Origin of the sequence: Streptomyces varsoviensis (assembly GCF_000718635.1) — a bacterium.
GTDB classification, from domain to species: Bacteria; Actinomycetota; Actinomycetes; order Streptomycetales; family Streptomycetaceae; genus Streptomyces; species Streptomyces varsoviensis.
Map to the genome: position 1 here is coordinate 70121 of NZ_JOBF01000026.1, position 25972 is coordinate 96092.

Genomic DNA, 25972 nt, shown 5'->3' on the forward strand with positions numbered 1-25972 from the left:
AGGGCGCGCTCAGACGTAGCCGTAAAGCCGCCGGAGGCCCCGGCTCAGCATCGCTCCGGTGATCGACTCGTGGCTTTCCTCGGGGAACATGTGGGCTTCCACCGAGAAGTCCTCGCCCTTCCATTCGCGCAGAGTCTGCTCCAGAACGAAGAAGTCCCCCTGCATATCGCCGTCGGCCATGGCCGCCGGCAGCAGCGACCGGATCGCCTCGGGGAGCATCGGGCCGAACTGCCGGCCGAACCTGGCCTTGTTCTCCAGTTCGCCTATGCAGAGGTAGACATGCGCGCGGGGCGCGGGCGAGTCGGCGACGGCCGCGGCGGCCCGGCGCAGGGTCTCGCGGTCGTTCCACCAGAGCGAGGGGCTGCCCGCCAGGTAGCGGCGGAAGGCGGCCGGCCGGGTGAGCAGGGCGTGCACGACGAACAGGCCGCCGAACGACTGCCCGGTCAAGGTCGCGTCGTCAGGGTCGACCGGAAACGCCTCGGCCAGCGCCGGCTTCAACTCCTCGTCGAGGAAGCCGAGGTAGGCGTCGGCCCCGCCGGTGGCCATCGACACGGACGCGCCCGTCATCGCGGGCATGACCGGTTCGAACGCCGGCCACGCGCTCGGGGTGAGGTCCCGGTTGCGGCGCACCACGAAGGGCGGTTCCGCGTCGAGCGGGTAGCCGACGCTGACCGCGTACAGCGGCGGCAGGTCGAGGCCGACGGCTCCGCTGCCCACCAGGCTCCGCAGCGCGCCGCCGCTGAGTTCGGCATCGGTGGCGATCACCAAGGACGCCCGGTCGCCGCCCGCCGGAACCGGAGCGGCGTTGGACGTCACACACACCCGGAACACGTCATCGATGTGGTCCGGCCGTACGAACCAGACCTCGCTCCCACTGACCAGATCGTCGTGGCGCTTCTCAAGGATCTTCATCGTCGCGTTCCCTCATGTGTGCAATCCGTGCCACCGCTGGCAGCACCAGGCGCGCTCGCCTCAGCCCCCCGCCCCGCCCCGGTCGTCCAATCGATCATACGATTCACCGTGCGGTCCCCAGCGGGGGCGTAGGCCACGGCTCCAGCTCGGGTGCGGGATGGCCTCGGCGTCACATCTCCGTACGCTGCCAAGACCCCGGGCCCTCGCCCGCGCCGCGCGCAGCATCGCCGCCACCGCCAAACCGCTCGGGCCCACCCCGATGACCACGACGGGGGCGGCACTACGACCGACTTCGGGCAGCGACGACGCAGGAACCATGACCCGCGCAACGACTTTGCGCCTGCAAGGGCGCACCCCGCGCGGGCAAGGCCGCGTCCCGAGTGGGCGGAGGGGGTAGTTCCACCGTGACGGACCTGCGGGTTGAGTTTGGGCGGCCACGGCGCGGACCATGATTCTTCTTCCGTGATCAAGGAGGTCAACGTGGCTGTGGATGTTGTGGATCTACACCTGCCGTTCGTCTCACGGTGCAGCCCTGACGTGCCTGCGGCCAGGCAAGCGACATTGCGATGGGTATGCGAAACCGAAGCTGCCGGGACACATGAGGGAGTGCTCGGGTACGACTCCTGGGACATGGGGTTACTCGCCGGGTGCGCCTACCCCGAGAGCCGCGGCGAGGACCTGGCGCTGGCCGCCGACACGCTGGGCTGGTACACGCTGTTCGACGACGAATTCGACGGGGCCCGCGGAGCGGACCCGAGAACCGTCCACCGGGAGTGCCAACAGGTTCTGCGGCTCGCACACGACCCCCGCCCCGACGGCGACGCCGCACTGGGCGCACTGCAACGCGCGTTCACCGGTCTCTGGTCGCGCGCCGTCGACGGCATGCCGCCCGGCTGGTGCCACCGCTACCGCGACAGTTGGAGGAGGTCGCTGTCCGGCATGGTGGAGGAGGCCGAGGACCGCGGCCGGGACACGATCCCGTCTCTGGCCGACTACCTGGACAAGCGCAACAGATCCCTGGGCACCTACATCTGGTGCGACCTCATCGAACGCGTCGAGGACTGCCTCCTGCCGGACCACATCTGGTCGTACCCCCTGCTGCCCGGCCTGCGCCGGCTGCACGGTGAACTCAGCGTCGTCATCAACGACATCCTCTCCCTCGAACGCGAAATCGTCCTCGGTGAGCACCCCGCCAACAACCTGGTCCTCCTGCTCCAGCACGAACAGGGCCTCACCAGGGAACGGGCCGTCCACGGCGCCCTGCACCTGGTACGCCGCAAGACAGCGGCGATAGCCCGCCTGCACGACCGGCTGCCTCATTTCGCCCGGGAGGTCTCGGACAGCGAGGACACCTGGCGCCGCCTGGTCCGCTACGCGGACCTGCTCACCGCCATGCCCCGCAGCAACTACGACTGGGGCCTCCTCACCGGTCGCTACCCCGCGGCCGCCACTTCCTGACGGGAACGGCCCCGCCCTACCGGTCGGCCGGCTGGGCCTGGGGGGGGCCTCCCGCCCCGGCCCCGTGGCCCGCTCCGGTCGGCGAGCCCGCGCGCGGACGATCGCGGGTCGTCGCGTACGGCCCCGGCACCGAAACCGGGTCGCACTAGGCTCCCCGCATGACCGGCCACGTAGAGATCGCCCGGGAAGCGAGCCCTGAACTCGTCGAAGCCTTCGGCGTGTTGCTGCCGCAGCTCTCCTCGACCGCGAAGCCGCTCGACCGCGAAGCGCTCACCCGGCTCGTCGCCTCCGACACCAATACGGTGCTCGTGGCCCGTACGCCCGAGGGCGTCGTCGGAACCCTGACGCTGGTGCTCGTGCCCCTGCCGTCCGGCTTGCGGGCCCGCGTGGAAGACGTGGTCGTCGACAGCGCGGCGCGCGGCCGAGGGGTGGCCGGCCTCCTCATCGAAGAGGCCCTGCGGATCGCGCGGGAGGCCGGCGCCCGTACGGTCGACCTCATCTCCCGTCCGGGCCGCGCGGCGGCCAACCGCCTGTACGAACGCCTCGGCTTCCAACCCCGACACTCCACGGTCTACCGCGCCCCCATGGAGGCATAGTCCCTACCGCCCCAACGCCCTCACCATCACCGCGTACACCGGCGCACCGGGGAGAGAGGGCCGCTTCCGCCCGGCCACCTCGTACCCCCACCCCTCGTACAGTTCCCGCACCTTGGGATGGCCCGGATCTACGAGCAGCGTCGCCCGCTCCTCGGCCCGCCCCACCAGGAGTTCGTCATGCAGCCGCCGCGCCAGGCCCGTCCCGCGCCAAGGCTTGCGCACCATCAGCTCGAAGACCGCCAGGGTGCGGGACCCGCTCTCCGCCACGAACTCCGGCCCCGGCGCCGGAACCATACCCTCCCACCAGCCGGAACCCTCGGGCAGCCGCGCCCCGTACACATACCCGGCCGGCTCTCCGGCCTCCCCGTACCCGATGACGGCCTCCCACGCGTCGCACGCCGCGTGCATGTCGAGCCGTTCGGCGATCCGCTCCCGTGAGTAGAAGGGGCCCTCGCGTTCCGCCGCGTAAATGTCGACGTAGAGATCCACCAACACTTCCCCGACCTCAGCCAGGCCCCCGACCCCCACGCGGCGCAGCTCCAGCACCATCGCGCCCCTCCCTCGTCACTCCGTCGCCGAACGCATGACCTCGAAGCCGCCGCCCTTCACCTCCCCCACGAACGCGGCCCACGCCTCCCCCGGAATTCCCAACGCGGGCCCATCGGGGTACTTGCTGTCGCGGACCAGGACAGCCTCCCGCGCCACCGCTATGTACGGCGCCCACTCGACGCAATTTCCGCCATCCGGGCTGCTGTACGTGGACTTGCCCCAACGGGGGGACTCGGACGTCACAACATTCCCTTTCGGCTCGGGTATGGGTTGCGCCGCGGCGGCTCGCTCTCCGTGCGGCCTGGCTCAGATTCCCGTGGTCCTGACGAACGCAACGAAGTTGCCCCAGGCCACGGTGCCGATCACCAACACCGGGCCGGCTGGGTTCTTGCTGTCACGAACAGGTACGGCACCGTGCCCTCGCACTTCGGCCGGGGCCCACTCGACGCACTGGCCGCCATTGCTGCTGTAGGAAGACTTAACCCAACGGGGAGACTTTGCTGCCACAAGATTCCCTTTCCTAGCCGGTCAACCACGACCGCGATCGCGGCTCGGCCAACAACTAAGCCTGTAACCGATAGTAGGGCGACAATCGGCTCCCGCGAAGGGCACAAAGGGCCCTCGCCGAATTGGGCGAGAGCCCTTTGCACTGCCGGTCTCAGATTTCCGTGGTCCTCACGAACGCGACGAAGTCGGCCCAGGCTGCGGTGTCGATCGCCAGTGCCGGGCCGGTCGGATTCTTACTGTCACGGACGGGGACAACGCCGCGCGCGGTGAGGTTGGTGGCGATCTCGACGCAAGCGCCGCCATTGCTGCTGTAGGAGGACTTGAACCAACGGGGGGATTCGGTCATCGTCACGGGGTGCCCTTTCGTGCCTGCTCGATCATGGCTACGGATGCCACTTGGGACAGCGCTTCGGCCTGAAGCTGATGGTAGGCCGTCAGCAGGGGTTGTACGAACCTCATATCGCGTTCCAGGTGCCCTTGTTGTGCAGACTCGGCGTAGGCGAATTGAGATCGATCCGGGAGAGTGATCAAGTGAACCGGCAGATCGAAAGCCCGCCGCTCCCCGAGTTCGTACGGGGCGACTTGCAGAACCGTGGAAGGCAACTCGGCGAACTCACACAGGCGGTCTAGCTGCGCATCCATGACAGCGGGGCCACCGACAGGACGACGAATACAGCTTTCATCGAGCACCACGAAGACCAGGGGTGAAGGCGTCCGTTCCAGGGACGTCTGCCGACTCGCGAGAAGCGACAGCCGCTCCTGAGCCTGCTGCTCAGTGATCGCACCACGCCGCACGGCCCCCATGGTGATGGCCGCCGCGTACTCCGGTGTCTGGAGCAGCCCCGGAATGATGCCCAGTTCGAAGATTCGGATCTCCGCCGCCTTCACTTCACGGGCAACGAACTCGGTGAAGCCCTCAAGTATCGCGGGGCTCCAGACGGCCCGGCCCTGGCGTTCGAGGGCGTCTCCGGTGCCGAGCGCCTTGTCGGCGCTTGCCGAAAAGCGACGAGTTGGGGAACGTCGACCAGTTTCTACGGCCGAGATGTGCGACCCAGAGCACCCAATCCTCATCGCGAGCTCTTCCTGGGTCCACTCGCGTTCCTCGCGCAGCCTGCGCAGACGCGCCCCATAGGCCGCACGCGCCGACTCTTCAGGAGCCAGCTCCTTTAGATTCAACAGGTATCGACCAACTCTCCAATCAGATACCGCAGGTTGATGGCACTCCGAATGTAGAGCACGCTGAGCCAATCCGGTAGCGGAATGACTACAGAGAGGAGCGGTGATGTCCGTGGCGAACATTCCTCCGAACCGCCGCACCAGGTCGGCGCGAGGCGCCGAACGCCCCGCCCCGGGGGGCGACCTTCAGGGGCTGTACGAACTGGTCCAGGCCGGTGGCTTCTGGCGCTTGGCGCCGGAATGGGTGCCGCGTGTGTATGCGGAGCCCACGAAGGAGTTGGCGGACAGGGTGCGGCATGGGCTGAGGCGGTTGACGGCATGAAGAGCGTGGCGCGGGCGGAGCTGGCGCGGATGATGGCCGAGCAGGGCAGGGACGGGGTGTTGCTGGTGATCAAGCCGCCCGTGCGGCTTGCGGCTTCGGCGCCCGGCGGCGGGATCGCCTTTCCGCCGTGTCAGTGCGCGGAGCACCGCGCGGGGCGGGGCCGGCCGGACACCGGCATTCGGTTGGCCGACACCGGCCGGGGCGGCGAAGTGACGGCCCGGCCGCCCGTGTTCAGTGCCCAGTGCGTCTCCGGGGACGGCGCCGAGTGCGGGGCGGAGTCCGGGGAGTTGGGGAGCCCGGACGCGGTACGGGCATGGTTGCGGCGGCACGCCGAGGAGACGGGGCACCGGCGGTACCGGCGTATCCGCAGCGAGCGGGTGACCCTCGACACGATGTCGCCTCGGCGCGCCACGCGCCATTGCCTTGGCGTCGCCGAGGTGACCGGGACGTAAGGTTCCCGTGCGGTGGGCCGTCAGGCGCCGGCCAGAGGGTGCGCAGGGCCTTCCGCGGTGTGGCGGAGGCGGTCGAGCCAGGAGTCGAGGGACTGGGCGAGCAGCTTCCGCATGTTCTCCGTGTCGGCGTCGACCGGGTCGCCCGACCAGGACTCCGCGTTGTGCACCTGGGTTTCGTCGCCGTGGGCCTCGAAACGCCAGTCGTGGATGGCGGTGATGCCGTGGGCGGTGCCGGCCCACAGGATGCGTGCGGGGGCCTCGACGACGTGGATGGTGGAGCCGATGGTCAGGCCGGCGCTGGTCCAGTGGAACGTGCTGCCGGGGGTCACAGGACCGTCGATCCGGGCGGACCCGATGTCGGTCTGCCAGCGGGGCCAGGCGTCGATGTCGGTGTGCAGCCGCCATACGCGCTCGATGGGTGCGGCGATGCGGATGCTGTGCCGGGAGATCACCGGGGCGGTCTCGTCGATGCCGCTGGGGGTGTGCTCGGAGTGGGACATGGCCGTTCCTCAGGGGTGGAAATAGAAACCTTCGAGAGAAGGCAGATCGTTCGTTAGAAGGTGTAACACTATCGTCGGGGAGCGTCAAGGAGCGTCTTGCCCCCGGCCACCACCCGTGTGCCCCGGGCGGAAGGGGCAGGGCGGCACCGGTTCAGGGAAACGGCCTCAACAACCCTGGTTGGCCGGCTCCCCCTCGCCTAACGTCCCAGAGGGAACCCGTCCGTTCGGCTGTCGATGCCAGGCCCGCCGCAGGATGCGGCGGGCCGGAAAGAGAGCACCCATGACGGAGGACGTGAAAGCCCGGAAGTTCAGCACCCTCTTCCGCTGGTTCGACCGGAACGGGGACGGACAGCTCACCCGTGACGACTTCCAGCAGATGGCCGACATGTTCGCGGGGCTGGTGCGCGAGGGCGCCGAGGAGAACGCGGCCGCGATGCGGGCCGCCTTCGAGACCTGGTGGCAGTTGCTGCTCGCCCATGGGGACCGCGACGGAAGCGGGCAGATCTCCCCGCACGAGTTCATCACCGTCATGGAAGCCGACGTCACGGACCCCCAGCACTTCGAACAGGCTGTACTGGCGATCGCCGACGCGCTGATGCGGGCGCTGGACACCGATCAGGACGGAGTGCTGAGCCAGGCGGAATACGTCCGCATGTACGACGTCCTGGGCATTCCCCCGGTGCACTCCGAGGCAGCGTTCCGCCTGCTCGACCAGGACGGGGACGGCTCACTCAGCCACGCCGAATTCAGGACCGCCATCACCGACTTCTACCTGAGCGACGACCCGAAAGCCCCCGGAAACTGGCTGCTCGGCCCCATCGACCAGGCCGCCTGAGCCCGAGCCCGAGCCCCAGCCCCAGCCCGACGGACGTCACCACGTGCTGCGCACGTCACGGAGCCCCGTCACAGCAGGTTTCGCGCCCGTAGATCCGCCGCGTACTTGGTGATCAGGGCCTCGGGGAGGGGGAGCAGGGAGTGGGGACGCTGGTGGTGGCGAGGACCGCGACGAAATCGCCGTGGGACACCGGGTCTTCGGCGTGGTGGTGCCACTCGGCGGCCACCGCGCCGGCCCGCTCCCACAGTTCGCCGTACGTGATGGTGTCGAAGCGCCGCAGGAGGCGCAGGGTGGTGCGGCCCGTGTCCGGGTCGGTCACCGGTTCCGTGGCGCGTTCGCCGAGGGCGGGGCGGTCCGCGTACCCCTCCATCACCGTGGTCATGAGGTCGAGGAGCGGCAGCCCCGGCCGCCGGATCGTCTCCGTGACGGAGTCGAGGGGCGCGGCCGCGCGGAACTGCGGATCGGTCGCGTACAGGTGGGCGGCGAGCTGAGCGGTACGGGCGCGGAACTCCGCGGTGAGGGGCTGCGAGCCGGACATGAGTGCTCTCCTCGGCGGCCGTAAGGGGTGTGGGGGCCAGTAGGGCCGTAAGGGCTGTAGGGCCGTAAGGGCTGTAGGGCCGTACGGCGTGAAGTCCCCTACTGATGGGCGTCGGGGTACCGCACGTGGCGGTCCTTCCCCGCGCCGTGTCCCGCGGCGGCCATGGCGACGCCGAGGACGAGCAGGAGCACGAGCGGAAGCGTCCAACTGCCCGTGGCGTCGTGCAGGATGCCGAGGAGCAGGGGGCCGGCCGCCGCCACGAGGTAGCCGATGGACTGGGCCATGCCCGCCAGGGCGGCGGCCTCGCCGGGGGCGCCGGCGCGTTCGCTCTGGAAGGTGAGGGCGAGGACGAGGCAGGGGCCGCCGCCGAGGCCGAGCAGCGTGCACGCCACGATGGGCAGGCCGGGGGCGGACAGCAGCACGGCGAAGCCGGCGAGCACGAGGACCGAGGCGCCGAGCGCGGCCCACCGCTGGTCGCGGCGGCCCCGGGTGAGCAGCGGCAGGACGCTGCTGGCCGCGAGGGCGATCACCTGGTAGTAGAAGAGCAGCCAGCCGGCCGTGGTGTTGCTCGCGCCGTCGTGGATCAGGATGCTGGGCAGCCAGGCGACGGCGGTGTAGAAGGCCAGCGACTGAAGGCCCATGAAGATGCTGACCTGCCAGGCCAGGCCCGAGCGCCAGGGGACGGCGCTGTGGGCCGCGCCGCCGGCCGCCTGCGGCTTGTCGCCGCGCAGCCGGGGCAGCCAGGCCAGGAACGCCGCGACGGTGATGGCGACGCCCCAGCCGAGCGCGGTGTGCCAGGTGCCCGGCAGGGAATGGGAGAGCGGCGCGGAGATGCCGGAGGAGACGGCGGCGGTGACGCCCATGACGGTGACGTACAGCGCGCTGATGCCCTGGATGCGGTGGGCGGGCACGCTGCGCCGGATCAGGGCGGGCAGCAGGACGTTGCCGAACGCGATGGCCGCGGACAGGATCACCGTCCCGGCGAACAGGCAGGCCACCGAGGGGAGCGAGCGGACGACGGTGCCGACGGCCAGCGTGCCGAGGGCCGCGACCAGCAGGCGCGCGGTCCCGAACCGGTGCGAGGCCCGCGCCACCAGGGGCGATGTCGCGGCGAACGTCAACAGGGGCAGGGTGCTCAGCAGCCCGCCCCAGCTCGCCGTGAGCCCGCTGCCGCGCTCGATCTCCGGCAGCAGCGTGCCGACGCCGGTCAGGCTCGTCCGCAGGTTCGCCGCCACGAGGCAGATCGCGATGATGAGCCCGATGGTCACGGCGGGCTTGGCGGGATCTGCGGGGTCGGCGGCGGGGGCCTTGGACGGGGCGGTGGGGCGATGACGGGCCATGGCGGAGGGCTCCCTCGTACTCACCGATCGTCCCCCATCCGCGGGGCCGCGGCCTCGTGGCGGCGGGTGAGCTGGACGATCGCGCCCGCCGCGGCGCGGGCGCCGCTCTCGTCACGGGCCTCGATCGCGTCGACGAGCCGCCGGTGCAGCTCGGCGTGGTCCTCGGCGCCGGTGGCCTCCCAGGGCAGGCCGCCCAGCGACGAGGTGAGCGCCGTGCCGAGGTAGTCGTACACCTCGACCAGCAGGTCGTTGCCGCTCGCGCGGACCACGGCGCGGTGGAAGAGCGCGTCGACGCTCCCGGCCGCGGCCATGTCCTCGCCGGCGCAGGCCGCGTCGGCGTCGGCCAGCAGCTCCTTGAGCTGGGCGAGCTGCTCCTCGCTGCGCCGCAGGGCCGCGGTCCCCGACGCGTACTCCTCCAGGACGGTACGGAGTTCGAGTACGTTGTCCCGCTGCGCGGCGCTCGCCCGGCGCACCATGACGGACTGGAGCTCGCTGGCGGAGCGGACGTACGTGCCGTCGCCTTTACGGGCCTCCAGCAGCCCCAGGTGCACGAGCGCACCAAGCGCCTCGCGCAGCGTGCTCCGCCCCACCCCCAGCTCCTCGATGAGGGCCTGCTCCGGCGGGATGCGGGTGCCGACCGGCCAGCCGCCGGACTCGATGTGCGAGCGGAGGCTGTCCACAAGCTGTGCGGACAGGCTCGCCGCCCGCCGCGGTGTGCTGATGCGCTTCATGGAAGCAGCAGCGTACACACAAACGTCAGACATTTGAACATCACACGTCGAGGGGCCGGACGCGGGAGCCAGGAGAGGCGTCAGCTACCGAAGGCGACATCCTTCGTCGTGGCCATGCGCCGGGTGTCCGGGTGCTTGGCCACGTAGTCCGTGATGTGCGAGAGGGACCGCTTGACGTCGTCGTAGTCGCTGCCGCAGCCGCTGGGGCCGCCGACGCCGTCCGGGTAGCAGGAGTTCATGAAGCCGTAGATCAGGCCGTCGGCGCCCGAACCCGGCGCGGACCGGTCGAGGAGGCCCTTCGCGTATTCGCCATCGCCACTTCGCACGGTCCAACTGAAGGTACGGGCGAACTCGCCGCGGTCCCTGGCCTGCGACCCCAGCCGCACCTGCTGCTGTATGCCGGGGAACGGGGCGGTGGGGAACTTCCGGCCGAGCATGAAGGTGCCCTTGTCCATCACGCGCTGCCGCGCCGGAATGCCGCCGCCATGCCGCTCGAAGACCTTGGCGACGACGGAATAGTCGCCGCTGTAGCTCACCGCTTCCTTTGCCGTGAGGCCGCTGCTGACGTCGTTCCAGCCGGACCCGCCCACGTCCCCTTCGTTGTAGAAGCCGTACAGGACCCGAATGCCGTGGCTTTCCAGCTTGTCGCGAGCGAGGTCGCGCAGAGCGGCGAGGGAGCAGTGCCGCCATTTCGCGTCACCGCTCTTGCAGTAGTCGGGGTTCTTGAGGTCCAGCCAGACGAACCCGATGTTCTTCCCGGCGTCGCGCTCCTTGGCGAGCCGGTCGAACATGTCCGCCATCGTGTCGCCGTAACTGGTGAGCGTTCCGTCGTGATCCGCCCACCAGCCCTGTTTCCACGCGGTCGCGTCGATCTCGACGGCATTCGCGCCGTGCTCAAGGGCCTTGGTCACGCCGCCGACGGTGAGGACGCGGTGCGCGATGGCCCAAGTGGGCTGCTGCCGCTGGGAAACGTCGGGCGCGGAAGCACTCCGCGCCCCGTCGCCCTGCGACTCGGCACTCCGCGCATCGACATTCCGCGACCAGGCATCCTGCGGCCCGGAACTCCGTGAATCGGCGCCGCGCGGGGCGGCGCCGGCCTGCTGGGCGGCTCCCGCTCCCATAGCGGCGGCGAGGAGGGTGAGAGCGACCGCCGTCGATTTCATACGGCGGGTCATTGCGGTGGCCACGGTGGTGGCTCCTTTCCGAGAAATGGCACTGATGGCACGGGCCGCCCGCGCAAGCGCAGCCGTGCGCCAAGCGCGACCGGCCGGCCGAACGGACAATTGAAAGAGGCACCCACGGGACGGACTGATCCACGACGGACTGATCCACGCCCGGCTGATCCACGACGGGCTGATCCGTGACGGGCTGATCCATAACGGACCAATCCATGACGGGCTAATCCACGACGAGCTACTGGATGACGAGCGGCCCGCTGTCGGCCTTGGCCGCCTTCACGTCCCATTCGCTGGACTGGTAGGCGTGGACGTCGTACTTCCAGGAACCCTCGACCTCGGCGCCCTTGGCGGCCGGAACGTCCTTCGTCCGCACCTGGGTCCACCGTTCGTAGACGCTGGTCGACGGCTTGTCGTGGGCGCCCCAGTAGCCGTCGCGCCAGAGGATGCCGTCGGCGTGTACGTCGCAGTTGACGCCGTCCACGCCCGCGTACCACCAGGTCGGGGCGGGGACGCTCCACCACCAGTAGCCGCAGCCGCGGATCTGGAGTTCGGTGTGGACGGACTTGGTGGCCGCGTGCGGGGCCCCGGTCGCGATAACGCAGGACTGGGCGTGGGCGCTGACCCAGCCGTCCGGCTTGGGCCACGAGCCCTTGCCCCAGCGCTCGTTCAGGTCTCCGCACCGGATTTGAGCGGCCTTGGGCGTGTGGGCGCCGTCGGAGTCCGCGATCCAGTTGAGCGCCTTCTCGATGGTCCAGTCGTCATTGGCGATCTGGTCGTGTCCGACGCAGGGGGAGACGAAATTCTGCGCACCCTTGAGGGCGCTGGTGCGACCGGAGTGCTTGAGCGACTTCTCACCGTCGTCGTCCACGCCGACGACCGTCTTGTCGCACCAGTAGACGGAGGGGGGAGCCATCGGTTCGTCGCCGACGTTCGACCGGAACGTCGCGTAATGCGTGTTCCCCGGAGTTTCCGTGCCGCTGTTCAGCCAGGTGAGGAACCCGGACCCGGCATCCATTTCCCTGGCCTGTTCGTCGCAGTAGGGCCCGGCGACAGGGCAGAAGTAGGAGAGGATCGTGCCGTGGTTGGGGGTCGCGAGGGTGACCAGATGCGCCGTGGTCGCGTGGCCCTGGTTCTGCTTCAGGTAGGCGCGGGAGACCAGGCCGCCCATCGAGTGGGCGACGATGTCGATCTTCCCGTCGGGGGACCTGCTCAGCAGCTTGTTTTCCCGGATATAGGCGGCGAGTTTGTCGGCGAGGGATTTGATCGGCGTGGCTCCGTTGCCCTGCTGGGAAAAGGCGCTGTAGTCGAAGGGGAAAATCTCGTTCGAGGCGTACCCGTACTCCTCGGCCTTGTCGATCATGTGCCGCCAGGTGCCGGGACCGGAGTGCCAGCCATGCACGAAAACGACGGGACGGTGGCCGAGTTGGGCACGCGCGGTCGGTGCGGCGGAGGCGCCGGAAGCCGGACCGAAGGCGACCGAGCCCACCGCCATGACGATGACCACGAATAACGCCCGTAACGCCAGAATGCGCGATCTCATGAATCCCTTTTCCGAAGTCGAGAATTCCGATGGATGGAAACGGCACGGAAAAATCGACACTAACGGAACGCCATGCTCACATCAATCAGACTCGACAATCTGGCTGGTTTCCATCGCAGATGCAACGAGAGGGACGGCAATCCCACAGCCCACAGCCCACCGCCCCGTGGCCGCCGACGACGAGGCCCCCGGCCTTCAAGAAGGCCGAGGGCTGCGCCATGTGCGCCGCGCCGGAGGGCGGCCGTCACCGCCGGCTCTTGAGCACGCAGTCCACGATGTGGGCCCACTGCTCCACCACCCGCTCGCGCCGGGCGGCGTCGTCCGTCAGCAGGTTGGCGAGGCCCAGGCCGCGGGCCATGTCGAGGAGGCCCTGGACGGTCTCGCGGATGCCCGGTACGCGCTCGTCGGCGCCCAGCAGCTCCACGGCGATGCGGTGGGTCTCGCGGCCGACGCGGGCCTCCAAGTCGATGACGCGCGGGCAGAGTTCGGCCTCGTTGGAGGCGGCGACCCACAGTTGCAGGGCGGCGCGGAAGAGCGGACCCGTGTAGAGGTCGACCAGGGCGCGGACCACGGCGCGGGTACGGACGGGGCTGGGCCGGGTGCCGTGGGAGGCGCGCAGGGCCAGGGTGCGCATCGCCTGGGAACGGACCTCGGCGACGTACTCCACGGCCGCCGTGAACAGATCTTCCCGCGTGGGGAAGTGGTGCTGCGCCGCGCCCCGCGACACCCCCGCGCGCTCCGCCACGACCGACACGGTCGAGCCGGCCCAGCCGTACTCGGCGAGACAGGAGATGGCGGCCTCCAGCAGCCGCTGCCGGGTGACGCGGCTGCGGTCCTGTTTGGGTACGGTCACGATGCCCATGCGGGGTCCCGCCTCTCCAGAAAGGCCGTCATGCCCTCGCGGGCCTCCGGCGATGCGAACAGCCGCGCCGACTCGTCGGCCAGCGCCTGCGCGTCACGGTCGAAGGCCCGTAGCACCTCCGCCGTGACCAGCCGTTTCGACGCGGCCAGCCCCTGCGGCGAACCCCGCCGCAGCCCATCGAGTACGGGCTCCAGAGCGGCCTCGACGGAGCCCTCGGCCGCCAGTGTGACCAGCCCGATCCGCGCCGCCTCCGCCGCGTCGAACCGCTCGCCCGTCAGGTAGTACCGGGCGGCCGCCCGCGCGTCGAGCCGCGGCAGCAGCGGCATCGAGATCAGGGCGGGCGCCAGCCCCAGCCGCACCTCGGTGAACGCGAAGCTCGCCGCCGCCCCCGCGACGGCGATGTCACAGGCCCCGAGGAGCCCGAGCCCCCCGGCCCGTACGTGCCCGCTGACGCGGGCGACCACGGGCTTGGGCAACTCCAGAACCCTGCGCAACAGCCGAACCAGCTCCCCCGGCCCGCTCTCCGCCGCGGTGGCCTCACTGAGGTCCGCGCCGGCGCAGAAGGTGTTGCCGGTATGGGTCAGCAGAACAGCACGAGTCGCGCGATCCTCACCCGCCGCGGTAAGCCCCTCCCCCAACTCCTTTACCAGCCGCCGCGAGAGCGCGTTGCGGTTGTGCGGCGAGTCGAGCGTCAGGGTGGTGATCCCGTCGGCGTACGCACACCGCACCAGCCGATCGGCCTCCGTCATCGCGACCGCCCCCCCCTCTCCCGCTCCCGTAGTTCGCGCCGCAGCAGCTTGCCGGAGACGGCTCGCGGCACGCTCGCGACGAACTCGACCCGCCGCACCTTCTTGTACGGGGCGACCCGCCCGGCCACGTACTCCATCACATCGGCCTCGCTCAGCGCGCCGGGCTCCCGCCGCACCACGTACGCCTTCGGGAACTCCTCGCCATCAGCGTCCCGCACCCCGATGACCGCGGCGTCCGCGACCCCCTCGTGCGCCAGCAGCACCGCTTCGAGCTCGGCGGGGGCGACCTGGTAGCCCTTGTACTTGATCAGCTCTTTCACCCGGTCCACGACATACAGCCACCCCCGCGCGTCGATCCGCCCGATGTCCCCCGTACGCAGCCACCCGGCCGAGTCGATCATGGCAGCCGTCTCCTCGGGACGGCCCAAGTACCCCTCCATCACCTGCGGACCGCGCAACACGATCTCCCCCTCCTCTCCCACCCCGAGATCCCGGCCGTCCCCCTCCAGGGAGACGATCCGCAACTCGGTGCCGGGCACCAGCTTGCCCACCGACCCCGGCGGCGCGTCATGCACCTCGGCCAGCGGCCAGATGGTGGCGCACGGGGACAGCTCCGTCATCCCGTACCCCTGCATGATCGGCGGCAGCCCGAGCCGCCCCGCACACGCCGCCGCGAGCCCGGCGTCCAACGGCGCGGCCGCGCTGACGACGTACTCCAGCGACGACAGGTCGTACCCCGTGGCCGCCGGGTGCTTGGCCAGCGCCAGAACGATGGGCGGCGCCACGTACACCCCGTTGACCCGGTACGTCTCGACAGCCGACAGAAACCGCTCCACATCGAAGCGCGGCAGCACGACAACAGCGGCACCTCGCCGCAGCGGCGCGTTCATCAGCGCAGTCAGCCCGTAAATATGGAAAAACGGCAACACAGCCAACACAACTTGGCCGGGCCGCCCCGGAACCAGATCGTCCAACTGCGCCAGGTTGGTGGCGATGGAACGGTGCGTGAGCATCACGCCCTTCGGGACGCCGGTAGTCCCCGACGAGTATGGGAGGGCCGCCAGGTCCCGCGCGGGATCGATGTCGACGTCCGGCACGGCTCCGTCGAAGGCCAGCATGGACTGAACGGACCGATACCCCTCGGCGTGGTCGCAGACCAAGACCTCTCTGACACACCCGGCCTGTTCGGCGGCGCGCCCCACCTGTTCGAGCAGCGCGGAGACGGTGACGACCCACCGGGCGCCGCAGTCCCCGAGCTGCTTGCCCAGCTCATCCGGGGTGGCCAACGGATGGACGGTGGTAACCGTCGCTCCCGCACACGTGGCGGCGTAAAAGACCACGGGAAAGGCGACGGTATTGGGACTGACCAGAGCAAGCACGTCCCCCTTGCGCACCCCGATATCAGCGAGCGAAGCAGCCAACCTGCCTACTCCGCCGACAAGCTCGGCATAGGTGACCACCCTCCCGGTAATCCCATCGATCAAAGCGGGCCGATCACCAAATTCACCGGCCCGCCCCAAAACGGCTTGATGAATGGGAAGTTCGACGGGGGCGACATCGGCGTACTCGCTGCGGAACTCCATGAGGATCTCCTAGCACTGTCGTACGGACCGGATGGAGGGCTCAGTAGGACTTGGGGAGCCCCAGCGACTGATGGGAGACGTAGTTGAGGATCATCTCCCGGCTGACCGGCGCGATACGGGCGACGCGGGCCGCCGTGATCATGGCGGCGAGCCCGTACTCCCTGGTCAGCCCATTCCCCCCGAGGGTGTGTACGGCCTGGTCGACGGCCTTGACGGCGGCTTCCCCGGCCGCGTACTTCGCCATGTTCGCGGCCTCGCCCGCACCCGCGTCGTCGCCCATGTCATAGAGCGCGGCGCCCTTCTGCGTCATCAGCCGGGCCAGCTCGATATCGATGTGGGCCTGCGCCAGCGGGTGGGCGATGGCCTGATGCGCGCCGATCGGCTCCTTCCAGACCGTACGCGTACGGGCGTATTCGACGGCCTGCCCCAGCGCGTACCGCCCCATGCCGATGGCGAAAGCGGCGGTCATGATGCGCTCGGGGTTGAGCCCCGCGAACAATTGCAGCAGCCCGGCGTCCTCGTCGCCGACCAGAGCCTCCGCAGGCAGCCGCACCTCATCGAGAACCAGCTCGAACTGCTTCTCCGGCGCGGCGAGTTCCATATCGATCTGCCGCCGCTCGAACCCCGCCGCGTCGCGCGGCACAATGAACAGACAGGGCTTGAGCTTCCCCGTCCGCGCGTCCTCGGTACGCCCGACGATGAGCGTCGCCTCCGCGATATCCACCCCCGACACAAAGACCTTCCGCCCGGACAGCACCCAGCCATCACCGTCCCGCCGCGCGGTAGTGGTGATCCGGTGCGAGTTCGACCCGGCATCGGGCTCAGTGATCCCGAACGCCATCTTGGCGGAGCCGGCCGCGAGCCGGGGCAGCCAGTCCCGCTTCTGCGACTCGGTACCAAAGCGCGAAATGACGGTCGCGCAAATAGCGGGCGAGACCACCATCATGAGCAGCGGACACCCGGCAGCGCCCAGCTCCTCCAGCACAATCGCCAACTCGGCGATCCCACCACCCCCGCCCCCGTACTCCTCGGGCAGATTGACCCCGAGATACCCCAGCTCACCAGCCTCGGCCCACAGCTCATCGGTGTGCTTACCGTCACGCACGACACCGGCGAAATACTCCCGCCCGTACCGCTTTCCGAGCGCGGCCACGGCCGCGCGGAGGTCACGCTGTTCCAGGGTCTCGATCACGAAAAGCCCCCTACAAGGAGAATCGCGGGAACACCGACCGCCTACGACGACGAATCGGCGACGACAGCGAGCAACGCACCCAGCTCAACCTGCTGACCAGGCGCGACATGAAGCACTGCAAGAACCCCGTCCGCCGGGGCGACGACCTTGTGCTCCATCTTCATCGCCTCCAGCCACAACAACGGCTGCCCAGAAACCACCCGGTCCCCAACCACGAGCCCATCTGCGAGCCGAATGACGGTTCCGGGCATGGGGGCGAGCAGCGAGCCGGGTTCGGTACGGGAGGCAGGGTCGGAAAAGCGCGGCAAGGCAACAAAGGCATGGGCCCCGAGCGAGGAATCCACGTAGACACGCTCACCGTAAGAGGCCACGGCGAACTCCCGCCGTACCCCCTCCACTTCAAGAATCACAGCATCGGAGTCAACGGAGACCAACCGAACCCCCGCAAGCCCCTCCACGAGAAGCCCACTCCGCCCAAGCCGATACCGAACCTCGTGCACATCTCCATCGGGCTCACTCCGATAGGACTTGCACTGAGGTACGGAGGGAACATTCCGCCACCCGCCGAACGGCGACCGCCCGCAGGAATCAGCGAGAGCAGCAGCAAGCGCGGCAACGCCGGCCGATCCGCGCCCCACCGGATCGACCGTCAACTCCCCCAGATTCCGCTCATAGAACCCGGTATCCACCGCGGCGGAGTGAAAGTCCGAATGCCGCAGCGACCGAACGAGCAGTTCACGATTGGTGACGGGCCCATGGATAAGAGCGTGGTCGAGGGCAGAGGCCAACAACCGAACGGCTTCATCCCGCCGGGGAGCCCAGGCGATGACTTTGGCGAGCATAGGGTCGTAATGGACGCCGATGACATCACCGTCCGCGACCCCCGAGTCGACGCGCAACCCATAAGCACGCCCGTCGGCCGAGCGGGACTCACCAGCCCACCCGCCCCCACCCCCACCAACCCCCGGCACGGAAAACCGATGCAACACCCCCGTCTGCGGCGTCCACCCCCGCCCCGGGTCCTCCGCATACAACCGAGCCTCCACCGCATGCCCCACAGGCAACGGCGGCCCACCCCCCGGCAGCGCCTCCCCCTCCGCCACCCGCACCTGCCAAGCCACCAAGTCCAGCCCGTACACACACTCCGTCACCGGATGCTCCACCTGAAGCCGCGTGTTCATCTCCAGGAAGTACGCCCGCCCCTCCCCAGAGACCAGGAACTCCACAGTCCCCGCCCCCACGTACCCGATAGCCCGCGCGGCGGCAACCGCAGCGGAGTGCAGCGACTCCCGCAACCCCGCCTCAAGCCCCGGCGCCGGCGCCTCCTCGATGACCTTCTGGTGCCGCCGCTGAAGAGAGCAGTCACGCGTCCCAAGAGCCCAGACCGCCCCGTACGAATCCGCGAGCACCTGCACCTCAACATGGCGCCCGCCCTCGACGTAAGGCTCCAGGAAGACCGACCCGTCACCGAACGCGGCCGCCGCCTCCGCCCGCGCCGAAGCCACCTCCCCCTCCAGCGCCCCGAGCGAACGGACCACCCGCATCCCCCGCCCGCCCCCACCCAGAGCCGCCTTGACGACCAACGGCAGATCACCCTCACCAGCGGCCCCCACCGGCACAGGCGACAGCAGCGGCACACCGGCCCCCCGCATGATCTCCTTGGCCCGCGTCTTGGAGGCCATGGCCTCCATCGCCCCCGGCGGCGGCCCGATCCACACCAGCCCGGCCTCGCCCACGGCCCGCGCGAACCCGGCGTTCTCGGAGAGGAAGCCGTACCCCGGATGCACGGCATCGGCCCCGGCCGCGAGCGCCGCCTTCACGATGAGGTCACCGCGCAGATACGTGTCGGCGGGCGCGTCCCCGGGCAACCGCACGGCGGCATCGGCCTCGCGTACATGCAGAGCCCCGGCATCGGCGTCGGAGTGCACGGCGACGGTCGAGATGCCCAGTTCACGGCAGGTGCGAAAGACCCGCCGGGCGATTTCCCCACGATTGGCGACAAGAAGAGCGCTGATCACTACGGCTTCACACCCTCACATCCGGAAGACACCAAACCCACCCCGCGCCCCCTCGACGGGCGCGTTGTGCACGGCGGACAGACACAACCCCAGCACGGTGCGCGTATCACGCGGGTCGATGACGCCGTCGTCGTAGAGCCGCCCGGAGAGGAACATCGGCAGGGACTCGGACTCGATCTGCTGCTCCACCATGGCCCGCAACCCGGCGTCGGCCTCCTCGTCGTACGGGCGCCCCTTGGCGGCGGCGGAGGCGCGGGCCACGATCGACAGCACACCGGCGAGCTGCTGCGGCCCCATGACGGCGGACTTGGCGCTGGGCCAGGAGAAGAGGAAGCGCGGATCGTAGGCGCGCCCGCACATGCCGTAGTGCCCGGCGCCGTAGGAGGCGCCCATGAGGACACTGAGGTGCGGCACGGTGGAGTTGGAGACGGCGTTGATCATCATGGCGCCGTGCTTGATGATGCCGCCCTGCTCGTACTCGCGGCCGACCATGTAGCCGGTGGTGTTGTGGAGGAAGATCAGCGGAATGTCGCGCTGGTTGGCGAGCTGGATGAACTGGGCGGCTTTCTGGGACTCCTGGCTGAAGAGGACGCCTTGGGCGTTGGCGAGGATGCCGACGGGGTAGCCGTGGAGGGCGGCCCAGCCGGTGGTGAGGCTGGCTCCGTAGAGCGGCTTGAACTCGTCGAAGTCGGAGCCGTCCACGATGCGGGCGATGACGTCGCGAGGATCGAAGGGAACACGCAGATCCCCAGGAACAACACCAAGCAGTTCATCCGCATCGTAAAGAGGAGGTGGAAAACTACCCGAAGTTGGCTCAACCTTCCGCCAGTTGAGCCTCCGAACAACCCGCCTGGCAAGGCGAATGGCATCGGGTTCGTCGAGGGCGAAGTAGTCGGCGAGCCCCGAGGTCCGGGCGTGCATGTCGGCGCCGCCGAGGGATTCGTCGTCGCTCTCCTCGCCGGTCGCCATCTTCACGAGCGGCGGGCCGCCGAGGAAGACCTTCGCCCGCTCCTTGACCATGATGACGTGGTCGGACATGCCGGGTATGTACGCGCCGCCGGCGGTGGAGTTGCCGAAGACGACGGCGACGGTGGGGATGCCGGCGGCGGAGAGCCGGGTGAGGTCTTTGAAGAGGGCGCCGCCCGGGATGAAGATCTCTTTCTGGCTGGGGAGATCGGCGCCGCCGGACTCGACGAGGCTCACGACGGGGAGCCGGTTGGCGTAGGCGATCTCGTTGGCGCGCAGCGCCTTGCGCAGGGTCCAGGGGTTGCTGGCGCCGCCGCGCACGGTCGGGTCGTTGGCGGTGATCAGGCACTCGACGCCCTCGATGACGCCGATGCCGGTGACGAGGGCGGCGCCGACGGCGTAGTCGCTGCCCCAGGCGGCGAGCGGGGAGAGTTCGAGGAACGGTGTGTCGGGGTCGAGGAGGAGTTCGACGCGCTCGCGGGCGAGGAGCTTGCCGCGCTCGCGGTGGCGGGCGACGTACTTCTCGCCGCCCCCGCCGATCGCTTTGGCGTGCTCCGCCTCGACGGCGGCGAGCTTCTCCAGCATGGCGTCGCGGTTGGCGGCGTAGTCGGCGGCCTCGGGGCCCGATACGACGAGCGAGGACGCGAGCACGGTCACAGCAGCACCTCCGGTATGTCCAGGTGGCGGGAGCGCAGCCACTCCCCGAGGGCCTTGGCCTGGGGGTCGAAGCGGGCGCGGTGGGCGACGCCTTGGCCGAGGAGCCCGTCGATGACGAAGTTGAGGGCGCGCAGGTTGGGCAGCAGGTGCCGGGCGACCGGCAACCGGCCGACCTCGGGCAGCAGTTCACGAAGCCGTTCGACGGTCAGCTCGTGGACGACCCACCGCCAGGCGAGATCCGTACGGACCCAGACGCCCACGTTGGCGGAGCCGCCCTTGTCTCCGCTGCGGGCGCCGGCGACGAGCCCGAGGGGCCGGCGCAGAGTGGGCCCGGCGGGGAGCGGCGCGGGGAGCGGCCCACCGGGGGGCACCTCGGGAGCACCGCCCCGGCATACGAGCGAGGGGCCCACGTCCACCCGCCGCCCGTCCGGCAGCACCGCCACGTGCGGGACGTCGCCCGCGTCCGTAAAGGCGGCTTCGAAGACGCCGTACGGCTCGCCCTTGCCCGGCGGGGCGGTGACGTGGAATCCGGGGTAGCTGGCGAGGGCCAGCTCGACGGCGGCCCCGCTGACCGCCCGCCCGACGGCTTCCGGGTCCTCGTCGCGTACCACCAGGCGCAGCAGCGCGCTCGCCTCCTCCTGTACGGGCGCGTCGGGGTGGTCCGTACGGGCGAGGGTCCAGCGCACCTCGGCGGGCCGCCGCTCCGCGGCGTCGAGGGCGGCCTCCAACTGCCGCTGGACCAGCCGGGCCTTGGCATCGATGTCGAGACCGGTGAGGACGAAGACGACCTCGTTCCGCCAGCCGCCGAGGCGGGTCAGCCCGACCTTGAGGTCGCCGGGCGGCGGCTCGCCGCGCACACCGTCGATACGGACCCGGTCCGGGCCTTCCTGGGTGAGCCGGACCGTGTCGAGGCGGGCGGTCACGTCCGGGCCGAGGTAGCGAGGCCCGGCGGTCTCGTACAAGAGCTGTTCGGTGACAGTGCCGATGGTGACGGCGCCGCCGGTGCCGGGGTGTTTGGTGATGACGGCGGAGCCGTCGGCGTGGAGCTCGGCGAGGGGGAAACCGGGACGGCGGGGACCGTTGGGGATACCGGGGAGCCCGCCGAAGCCCGCCCCAAATCCGGCCCCGAACCCCTCCCCGCGCCCCTCCCTGCGCCCCTCCCCAAAAACGTCCTCGAAGAAGGAGTAGTTGCCGCCGGTGGCTTGGCAGCCGCATTCCAGCACATGCCCCGCGACGACGGCGCCGGCGAGGGGGTCGAGGTCGTCGGGCCCCCAGCCGAAGTGGGCGGCGGCGGGCCCGGTGACGAGGGCAGCGTCGGTGACGCGGCCGGTGACGACGACGTCCGCGCCGGCGCGCAGGCAGGCGGCGATGCCGGCGCCGCCGAGGTAGGCGTTGGCGGTGAGCACCCCGTCCGGCCAGGCGCGCGCGCCGAGCAGGTCGTCGCCCTCGACGTGCGCGACGCGCACCGGCACGCCGAGGCGCGCGGCGAGTTCGCGGATGGCGTCGGCGAGCCCGGCGGGGTTGAGCCCGCCCGCGTTGGCGACGAGCTTGACCCCGCGCTCGGCGGCGAGCCCCAGACCGTCCTCCAACTGCCGCAGATACGTTTTGGCGTACCCGCGCGCCGGGTCCTTGAGCCGGTCCCGGCCCAGGATCAGCATCGTCAGCTCGGCGAGATAGTCCCCCGTGAGGACGTCCAGCTCGCCGCCGGTGAGCATCTCGCGGAGGGCGTCGAAACGATCGCCGTAGAAGCCGGAGGCATTGCCTATCCGCAGCACGTCGTCGCCTCGGACGTCGGCTCCGCCAGTAGCTCCGCTGGCGGCTCCGCCGATCACCGCCCCGCTCCACGGGGCTCCTGCCCCGCCGGGCCGGGCCCATGACCGCCCGTCTCCCGCCGGGGCCCGCCGGACTCGCGGCTGCCAGGCTCGCGCCCGGCCCCACGGCTAGCCGGCTCCCGCCCGGCCCCACGGCTAGCCGGCTCCCGCCCGGCCCCACGGCTAGCCGGCTCCCGCCCAGGTCCGTCGGGCCCACCGCTACCTGGCTCCTCCCCCGCCGGGCCGGGCCGACCGCTGCCCGGCTCGCGCCCAGATCCGCCGGGCTCGCGGCTGCCAGGCTCGCGCCCGGCCACACGGCTAGCCGCCTCCCGCCCAGGCCCGCCGGACTGACGGCTACCTGACTCGTGCCCCGCCCCGTCGGACCCACCGCTACCTGGCTCCTGCCCCGCCGGGCCGGGCCGACCGCTGCCCGGCTCCCGCCCAGGTCCGCCGGGCTCGCGGCTACCCCGCTCCCGCCCGGCCCCACCGCTACCCGGCTCCCGCCCGGCCCCGCCGGGCCGACCGCTGCCCGGCTCGCGCCCGGCCCCACGGCTACCCGGCTCGCGCCCAGGTCCGCCGGGCTCGCGGATACCCGCCTCCCGCCCGACCCCGCTCGCCCCTCGGCTGCCCGGCTCGCGCCCTGGCCCCGCCGGGCCGGCGAAGGCTTGGGCGATGTTCAACCAGTGGTCGGCGTCGGGGCCTTCGGCGGTGACGGCCACCTCGGAGCGGTGGGCGCGTTGCGTGACGAGGAGGCAGAAGTCGAGGGCGGGGCCGGTCACGCGCTGCGCGGCGTCCGGCGGCCCGTACGACCACAGCTCACCGCCCGGCGCCGTCAGCTCCACCCTGAACTCCTCGGCGGGCGGGTCGAGTCCGCGTACGGCATAGGCGTAGTCGCGGGCGCGGGCGCCGATGCGGGCCACGTGCCGCAGCCGCGCGGTGGGCTCGCGGGTCACGCCGAGCGTGTCGGCGATGTCCTGGCCGTGCGCCCAGGTCTCCATCAGCCGGCCCGTGGCCATGGAGGCGACGCTCATCGGGGGCCCGAACCAGGGGAGGCGCGCCCCCGCGGGCTGCCCGGCGAGGACCCGGTCCACCCGCTCGCGCCCCGCGCGCCAGCGGGCGAGCAGTTCGGCGGGCGGCAGCGCGGCTCCACGCGCGGCGGCCTCGTCGACGAAGGTGTCGGGCGCGGCGAGCGCCTGGTCGATGAGCGGCTGGAAGGCTTGGGCCCCTTCGGTGGACCGTACGGCGCACTCGTCCGTCCAGGCGAGATGCGCGATCTGGTGGGCGATCGTCCACCCCGGCGCGGGCGTCGGCGCCGCCCACCGCTCCGGGGCGATACGGCCCACCAGGCCGTCCAGCGCGTCGCCCTCCGCCCGCAGATCGCCGAGTACCGCCGCTGGATCAGCCACGCCGCGCTCCCCTCACCGAGTCACCGAGTCACCGGCCCACCGAGTCATCGGCTCACGGGGCCGCCGAATCGCCGTATCGGTGAATCGCCGAGTCGCCGAGTCACCGAATCGTCGGGCCACCGAGTCACCGAATCGCCGAGTTACCGACACGAGCTGCCGCGGACCGCCGCACCCTTACAGGGAAGGCGTGTTGGGGCGCGCCGCGTACTCCGAGCGTGGCAGCGCACGGCGAAACAATCAAGCATGATTGCATTAATCATGCCGCCCTCACAGAAAAGCCAAGGGCTGCGCGACTCCGTCGCACAGCCCTGCGGCCCCGCCACCGGGCGGCCGCCCCGCGCCGTCACCGTACGGAGGCCCGGGGCGCCTCCGGCTTCCGGGTGGGCGCTAGAAGTCGAGGATGTGCGGGAGTCCGAGCCGGTACCGGTCCGTGTCCAGCTTCTTCGCGGCGTCCAGTTCCTTGGGCTCGTACCGCTCGAAGAGCCGCACCCGGTCCGAGGAGTCCCCGGCCGCGTCGAGCACGGCGTTGGCGGCGCGCCGCCCCGCCTCGTTCGCGGCCTCCATGGAGGAGAAGTCGACATTGCTGTACTGGCGTACGTAGTCGGCGGCGAGGAAGAGGTTCGGCACCGCCGTGGTGACCTCGGGGCGGTACTGCCAGGAGCCCGCGTCATTGAGCAGGTACGGCTCGTCGTTGGTGAGTTCGCCGCCGGGCCCGGGGGCGATCGCCGGGTCGAGGAACCAGCGGCGCAGGTTGTCGTCGGTGAGCCGGGCCCGGCCCGGACGGTTGAGCGCCTGCTTCATCTGCGCCCACACCTCGGCGGCGATCTGCTGAGGGGTGCAGCGGCGGGCCGTCCGGCCGTACAGGGCGCCGGGCTCGTCCCAGTTCGAGACGACGACGGAGAACGAGTCGCGGGACTGCCCGTCGCCCCAGGTGTCGGCGAACTCCTCGCGCCAGAACTGCGACTGGCTGATGGAGACGAGGGACCAGGGCGAGTCGGGGTAGGCGACGTGGCCGTGGACGACGGGCACGGGACGCGACAGGTAGTACACGATGCCGTGGCTCCACGTGGTGTTGAGTTTCTTGGTGCGCGCCAGGGACGGGTCGGCGGCCTGGAGTGCCGGGCTCCACAGCGGCACGGCGCGGTCGACGGGCACGGCCACCACGTAGTGGTCGGCCTCCACGGGAACCCGGGCGCCGTCGGCGGTGCGCACGGTCGCGCCCGTGATGCGCCCACCGCTGTAGGTGAGGGATTCGACGCTGTGCCCGGTCCTGAACTCGACGTCGAGGGAGCGTAACCGGGCCTCCCAGGGGTCGATCCATGCCTCGCTGGTCGGGGCGTTGAAGACGCGGTCGTTGGGGCCGTCACTGCCCAGTTGCAACAGGTCCCAGATGATGGCCCCGCCGCCCTGGCCGCCGGTGCGGGCGCTGGCCGAGGTGGGCTTGAGGGCCTGGATGAGCTGGACGCCGCCGCCGAAGATCCGCCGGTAGTCCAGGGACTTGCCGTCCGCCTCGATGAACTTCCACCAGTTCACGTGCTCCCACTGGCCGAAGCGGCGCTCCTCGCCGCTGGTCAAGAGGATCACCATCTTGCGCGCGAACAGCGCCGCCTCCCACACCGGCAGATGGAAGAGCTCCTCTCCGAGCCCGGCGATGAGCTGTATGAGGGCCTCGGGGTCGAGGGTGCCGGAGCCGATGGGGGTGCCCGGGACGTCGATGGCCTGGCGCCCGCCGCTCCGCGCGAACTGGTTCCAGGTGGCCTGGACGAGGTTGTCGTGCACGCCGTTCGGCTGTCCCGCGTACGGGATGCGGCGCAGGGTGTCGGGCAGGTTGTGGTAGAAGCCGAAGACGCCACGGTGCCCGTGCTCGCCGGGCAGGTCGCGGCGGCCTCTCGTGCCGGTGCCCGGGACGGGGATGCTGCGCGCCTTGCCGCCGAGCACGTCCCGGCGCTCGTACACCGTCACCTCGAAGCCGCGCTCGGCCAGTTCGTGCGCGGTGGTCAGGCCCGCGGGCCCGGCGCCGAAGACCGCGACGCGGCGGCCGGCGGCGCGCCGTGGCGGCCGGGCCGCCGCCCCGGCCGGCGCGGCGCCGGCGTC

General features: G+C 70.7%; 24 protein-coding genes and 1 pseudogene. 4 read left to right on the forward strand and 21 right to left on the reverse strand.

Annotated elements, in window-relative coordinates; all coding sequences use genetic code 11:
- Positions 1-9: 9 nt before the first annotated feature.
- Positions 10-912 carry an alpha/beta hydrolase gene (locus tag IF55_RS36095; RefSeq protein WP_051776214.1) on the reverse strand — a complete coding sequence of 301 codons (903 nt, stop codon included), beginning with the start codon at positions 910-912 and terminating at the stop codon, positions 10-12.
- Positions 913-1518: 606 nt separating this feature from the next.
- Between IF55_RS36095 and IF55_RS29730 the strand changes: the two genes are divergently transcribed.
- Both IF55_RS29730 and IF55_RS29735 read left to right on the forward strand, forming a co-directional pair.
- A complete protein-coding gene (locus tag IF55_RS29730; RefSeq protein ID WP_030888309.1) occupies positions 1519-2370 on the forward strand; it encodes a terpene synthase family protein in 852 nt (283 codons plus the stop codon).
- Positions 2371-2528: 158 nt separating this feature from the next.
- On the forward strand, positions 2529-2966 hold the full coding sequence (locus IF55_RS29735) for a GNAT family N-acetyltransferase (RefSeq protein ID WP_030888311.1): 438 nt from the start codon (positions 2529-2531) through the stop codon (positions 2964-2966).
- Between the two features lie 3 nt (positions 2967-2969).
- Here IF55_RS29735 and IF55_RS29740 read toward each other — a convergent pair whose 3' ends face one another.
- The 5 genes from IF55_RS29740 to IF55_RS29755 form a co-directional block, all read right to left on the reverse strand.
- On the reverse strand, positions 2970-3515 hold the full coding sequence (locus tag IF55_RS29740) for a GNAT family N-acetyltransferase (RefSeq protein ID WP_037966476.1): 546 nt from the start codon (positions 3513-3515) through the stop codon (positions 2970-2972).
- 15 nt (positions 3516-3530) lie between these two features.
- On the reverse strand, positions 3531-3758 hold the full coding sequence (locus IF55_RS29745) for a DUF397 domain-containing protein (RefSeq protein ID WP_030888316.1): 228 nt from the start codon (positions 3756-3758) through the stop codon (positions 3531-3533).
- Between the two features lie 63 nt (positions 3759-3821).
- Positions 3822-4022, reverse strand: coding sequence for a DUF397 domain-containing protein (locus tag IF55_RS37780; protein ID WP_078645464.1), 201 nt, complete (start codon positions 4020-4022; stop codon positions 3822-3824).
- Positions 4023-4173: 151 nt separating this feature from the next.
- Positions 4174-4368, reverse strand: coding sequence for a DUF397 domain-containing protein (locus IF55_RS29750; RefSeq protein ID WP_030888319.1), 195 nt, complete (start codon positions 4366-4368; stop codon positions 4174-4176).
- Positions 4369-4370: 2 nt separating this feature from the next.
- Entirely contained in the window at positions 4371-5198 is an 828-nt protein-coding gene (locus tag IF55_RS29755; protein WP_048832704.1) for a helix-turn-helix domain-containing protein, read from the reverse strand.
- A gap of 318 nt (positions 5199-5516) precedes the next feature.
- Here IF55_RS29755 and IF55_RS36100 point away from each other — a divergent pair, with 318 nt between their 5' ends.
- A complete protein-coding gene (locus tag IF55_RS36100; protein ID WP_051776215.1) occupies positions 5517-5972 on the forward strand; it encodes a DUF7848 domain-containing protein in 456 nt (151 codons plus the stop codon).
- 20 nt (positions 5973-5992) lie between these two features.
- Here IF55_RS36100 and IF55_RS29770 read toward each other — a convergent pair whose 3' ends face one another.
- A complete protein-coding gene (locus IF55_RS29770; protein WP_030888334.1) occupies positions 5993-6472 on the reverse strand; it encodes an SRPBCC family protein in 480 nt (159 codons plus the stop codon).
- A 280-nt stretch (positions 6473-6752) separates the two neighbouring features.
- Here IF55_RS29770 and IF55_RS29775 point away from each other — a divergent pair, with 280 nt between their 5' ends.
- Positions 6753-7307: an EF-hand domain-containing protein gene (locus IF55_RS29775; RefSeq protein WP_030888347.1), complete on the forward strand. Its 555-nt coding sequence runs from the start codon at positions 6753-6755 to the stop codon at positions 7305-7307.
- A 112-nt stretch (positions 7308-7419) separates the two neighbouring features.
- Here the strand turns inward: IF55_RS29775 and IF55_RS29780 are convergent, their stop codons facing one another.
- The 14 genes and pseudogenes from IF55_RS29780 to IF55_RS29845 form a co-directional block, all read right to left on the reverse strand.
- Entirely contained in the window at positions 7420-7845 is a 426-nt protein-coding gene (locus IF55_RS29780) for a hypothetical protein (RefSeq protein WP_030888348.1), read from the reverse strand.
- Positions 7846-7943: 98 nt separating this feature from the next.
- Complete coding sequence (locus IF55_RS29785) at positions 7944-9185, reverse strand: CynX/NimT family MFS transporter (RefSeq protein ID WP_030888350.1); 1242 nt, start codon at positions 9183-9185, stop codon at positions 7944-7946.
- 20 nt (positions 9186-9205) lie between these two features.
- Entirely contained in the window at positions 9206-9916 is a 711-nt protein-coding gene (locus IF55_RS29790) for a FadR/GntR family transcriptional regulator (protein WP_030888352.1), read from the reverse strand.
- An 80-nt stretch (positions 9917-9996) separates the two neighbouring features.
- The gene (locus IF55_RS29795) at positions 9997-11103 is read right to left on the reverse strand and encodes a PI-PLC domain-containing protein (RefSeq protein ID WP_157854508.1); all 1107 of its coding nucleotides are present in this window, start codon (positions 11101-11103) and stop codon (positions 9997-9999) included.
- 226 nt (positions 11104-11329) lie between these two features.
- Positions 11330-12634, reverse strand: a complete 1305-nt coding sequence (locus tag IF55_RS29800) for an esterase/lipase family protein (RefSeq protein ID WP_078645467.1) — start codon at positions 12632-12634, stop codon at positions 11330-11332.
- 244 nt (positions 12635-12878) lie between these two features.
- Positions 12879-13496: a TetR/AcrR family transcriptional regulator gene (locus tag IF55_RS29805; protein WP_030888369.1), complete on the reverse strand. Its 618-nt coding sequence runs from the start codon at positions 13494-13496 to the stop codon at positions 12879-12881.
- Positions 13484-14245, reverse strand: a complete 762-nt coding sequence (locus IF55_RS29810; protein ID WP_030888370.1) for an enoyl-CoA hydratase family protein — start codon at positions 14243-14245, stop codon at positions 13484-13486. Before IF55_RS29810 ends, IF55_RS29805 begins: the two co-directional genes overlap by 13 nt.
- Positions 14242-15828, reverse strand: coding sequence for a 4-coumarate--CoA ligase family protein (locus tag IF55_RS29815; protein ID WP_030888372.1), 1587 nt, complete (start codon positions 15826-15828; stop codon positions 14242-14244). The genes IF55_RS29810 and IF55_RS29815 overlap by 4 nt, the downstream gene beginning before the upstream one ends.
- Positions 15829-15868: 40 nt before the next feature.
- Entirely contained in the window at positions 15869-17020 is a 1152-nt protein-coding gene (locus tag IF55_RS29820) for an acyl-CoA dehydrogenase family protein (RefSeq protein ID WP_030888375.1), read from the reverse strand.
- Positions 17021-17061: 41 nt separating this feature from the next.
- Entirely contained in the window at positions 17062-19038 is a 1977-nt protein-coding gene (locus IF55_RS29825) for an acetyl/propionyl/methylcrotonyl-CoA carboxylase subunit alpha (RefSeq protein WP_048832710.1), read from the reverse strand.
- 15 nt (positions 19039-19053) lie between these two features.
- Complete coding sequence (locus IF55_RS29830; RefSeq protein WP_030880931.1) at positions 19054-20661, reverse strand: acyl-CoA carboxylase subunit beta; 1608 nt, start codon at positions 20659-20661, stop codon at positions 19054-19056.
- Positions 20658-22493: an acyclic terpene utilization AtuA family protein gene (locus IF55_RS29835; RefSeq protein WP_245661496.1), complete on the reverse strand. Its 1836-nt coding sequence runs from the start codon at positions 22491-22493 to the stop codon at positions 20658-20660. The genes IF55_RS29830 and IF55_RS29835 overlap by 4 nt, the downstream gene beginning before the upstream one ends.
- Before the next feature lie 587 nt (positions 22494-23080).
- Positions 23081-23878, reverse strand: a pseudogene (locus IF55_RS40900) (TIGR03084 family metal-binding protein); the annotation flags it as partial.
- A 387-nt stretch (positions 23879-24265) separates the two neighbouring features.
- Positions 24266-25972, reverse strand: a 1707-nt coding sequence (locus IF55_RS29845; RefSeq protein ID WP_048832711.1) for a hydroxysqualene dehydroxylase, incomplete at its 5' end; no start/stop codon positions are given.

Bases quoted from the DNA above. Each gene is read 5' to 3' on its own strand.
- IF55_RS29805 (WP_030888369.1), bottom strand. From the start codon at position 13,496: ATGGGCATCGTGACCGTACCCAAACAGGACCGCAGCCGCGTCACCCGG.
- IF55_RS29750 (WP_030888319.1), bottom strand. From the start codon at position 4,368: ATGACCGAATCCCCCCGTTGGTTCAAGTCCTCCTACAGCAGCAATGGC.
- IF55_RS29735 (WP_030888311.1), top strand. From the start codon at position 2,529: ATGACCGGCCACGTAGAGATCGCCCGGGAAGCGAGCCCTGAACTCGTC.
- IF55_RS29780 (WP_030888348.1), bottom strand. From the start codon at position 7,845: ATGTCCGGCTCGCAGCCCCTCACCGCGGAGTTCCGCGCCCGTACCGCT.
- IF55_RS29815 (WP_030888372.1), bottom strand. From the start codon at position 15,828: ATGGAGTTCCGCAGCGAGTACGCCGATGTCGCCCCCGTCGAACTTCCC.
- IF55_RS29740 (WP_037966476.1), bottom strand. From the start codon at position 3,515: ATGGTGCTGGAGCTGCGCCGCGTGGGGGTCGGGGGCCTGGCTGAGGTC.
- IF55_RS29770 (WP_030888334.1), bottom strand. From the start codon at position 6,472: ATGTCCCACTCCGAGCACACCCCCAGCGGCATCGACGAGACCGCCCCG.
- IF55_RS29800 (WP_078645467.1), bottom strand. From the start codon at position 12,634: ATGAGATCGCGCATTCTGGCGTTACGGGCGTTATTCGTGGTCATCGTC.
- IF55_RS29785 (WP_030888350.1), bottom strand. From the start codon at position 9,185: ATGGCCCGTCATCGCCCCACCGCCCCGTCCAAGGCCCCCGCCGCCGAC.
- IF55_RS29790 (WP_030888352.1), bottom strand. From the start codon at position 9,916: ATGAAGCGCATCAGCACACCGCGGCGGGCGGCGAGCCTGTCCGCACAG.
- IF55_RS36095 (WP_051776214.1), bottom strand. From the start codon at position 912: ATGAAGATCCTTGAGAAGCGCCACGACGATCTGGTCAGTGGGAGCGAG.
- IF55_RS29775 (WP_030888347.1), top strand. From the start codon at position 6,753: ATGACGGAGGACGTGAAAGCCCGGAAGTTCAGCACCCTCTTCCGCTGG.
- IF55_RS36100 (WP_051776215.1), top strand. From the start codon at position 5,517: ATGAAGAGCGTGGCGCGGGCGGAGCTGGCGCGGATGATGGCCGAGCAG.
- IF55_RS29810 (WP_030888370.1), bottom strand. From the start codon at position 14,245: ATGACGGAGGCCGATCGGCTGGTGCGGTGTGCGTACGCCGACGGGATC.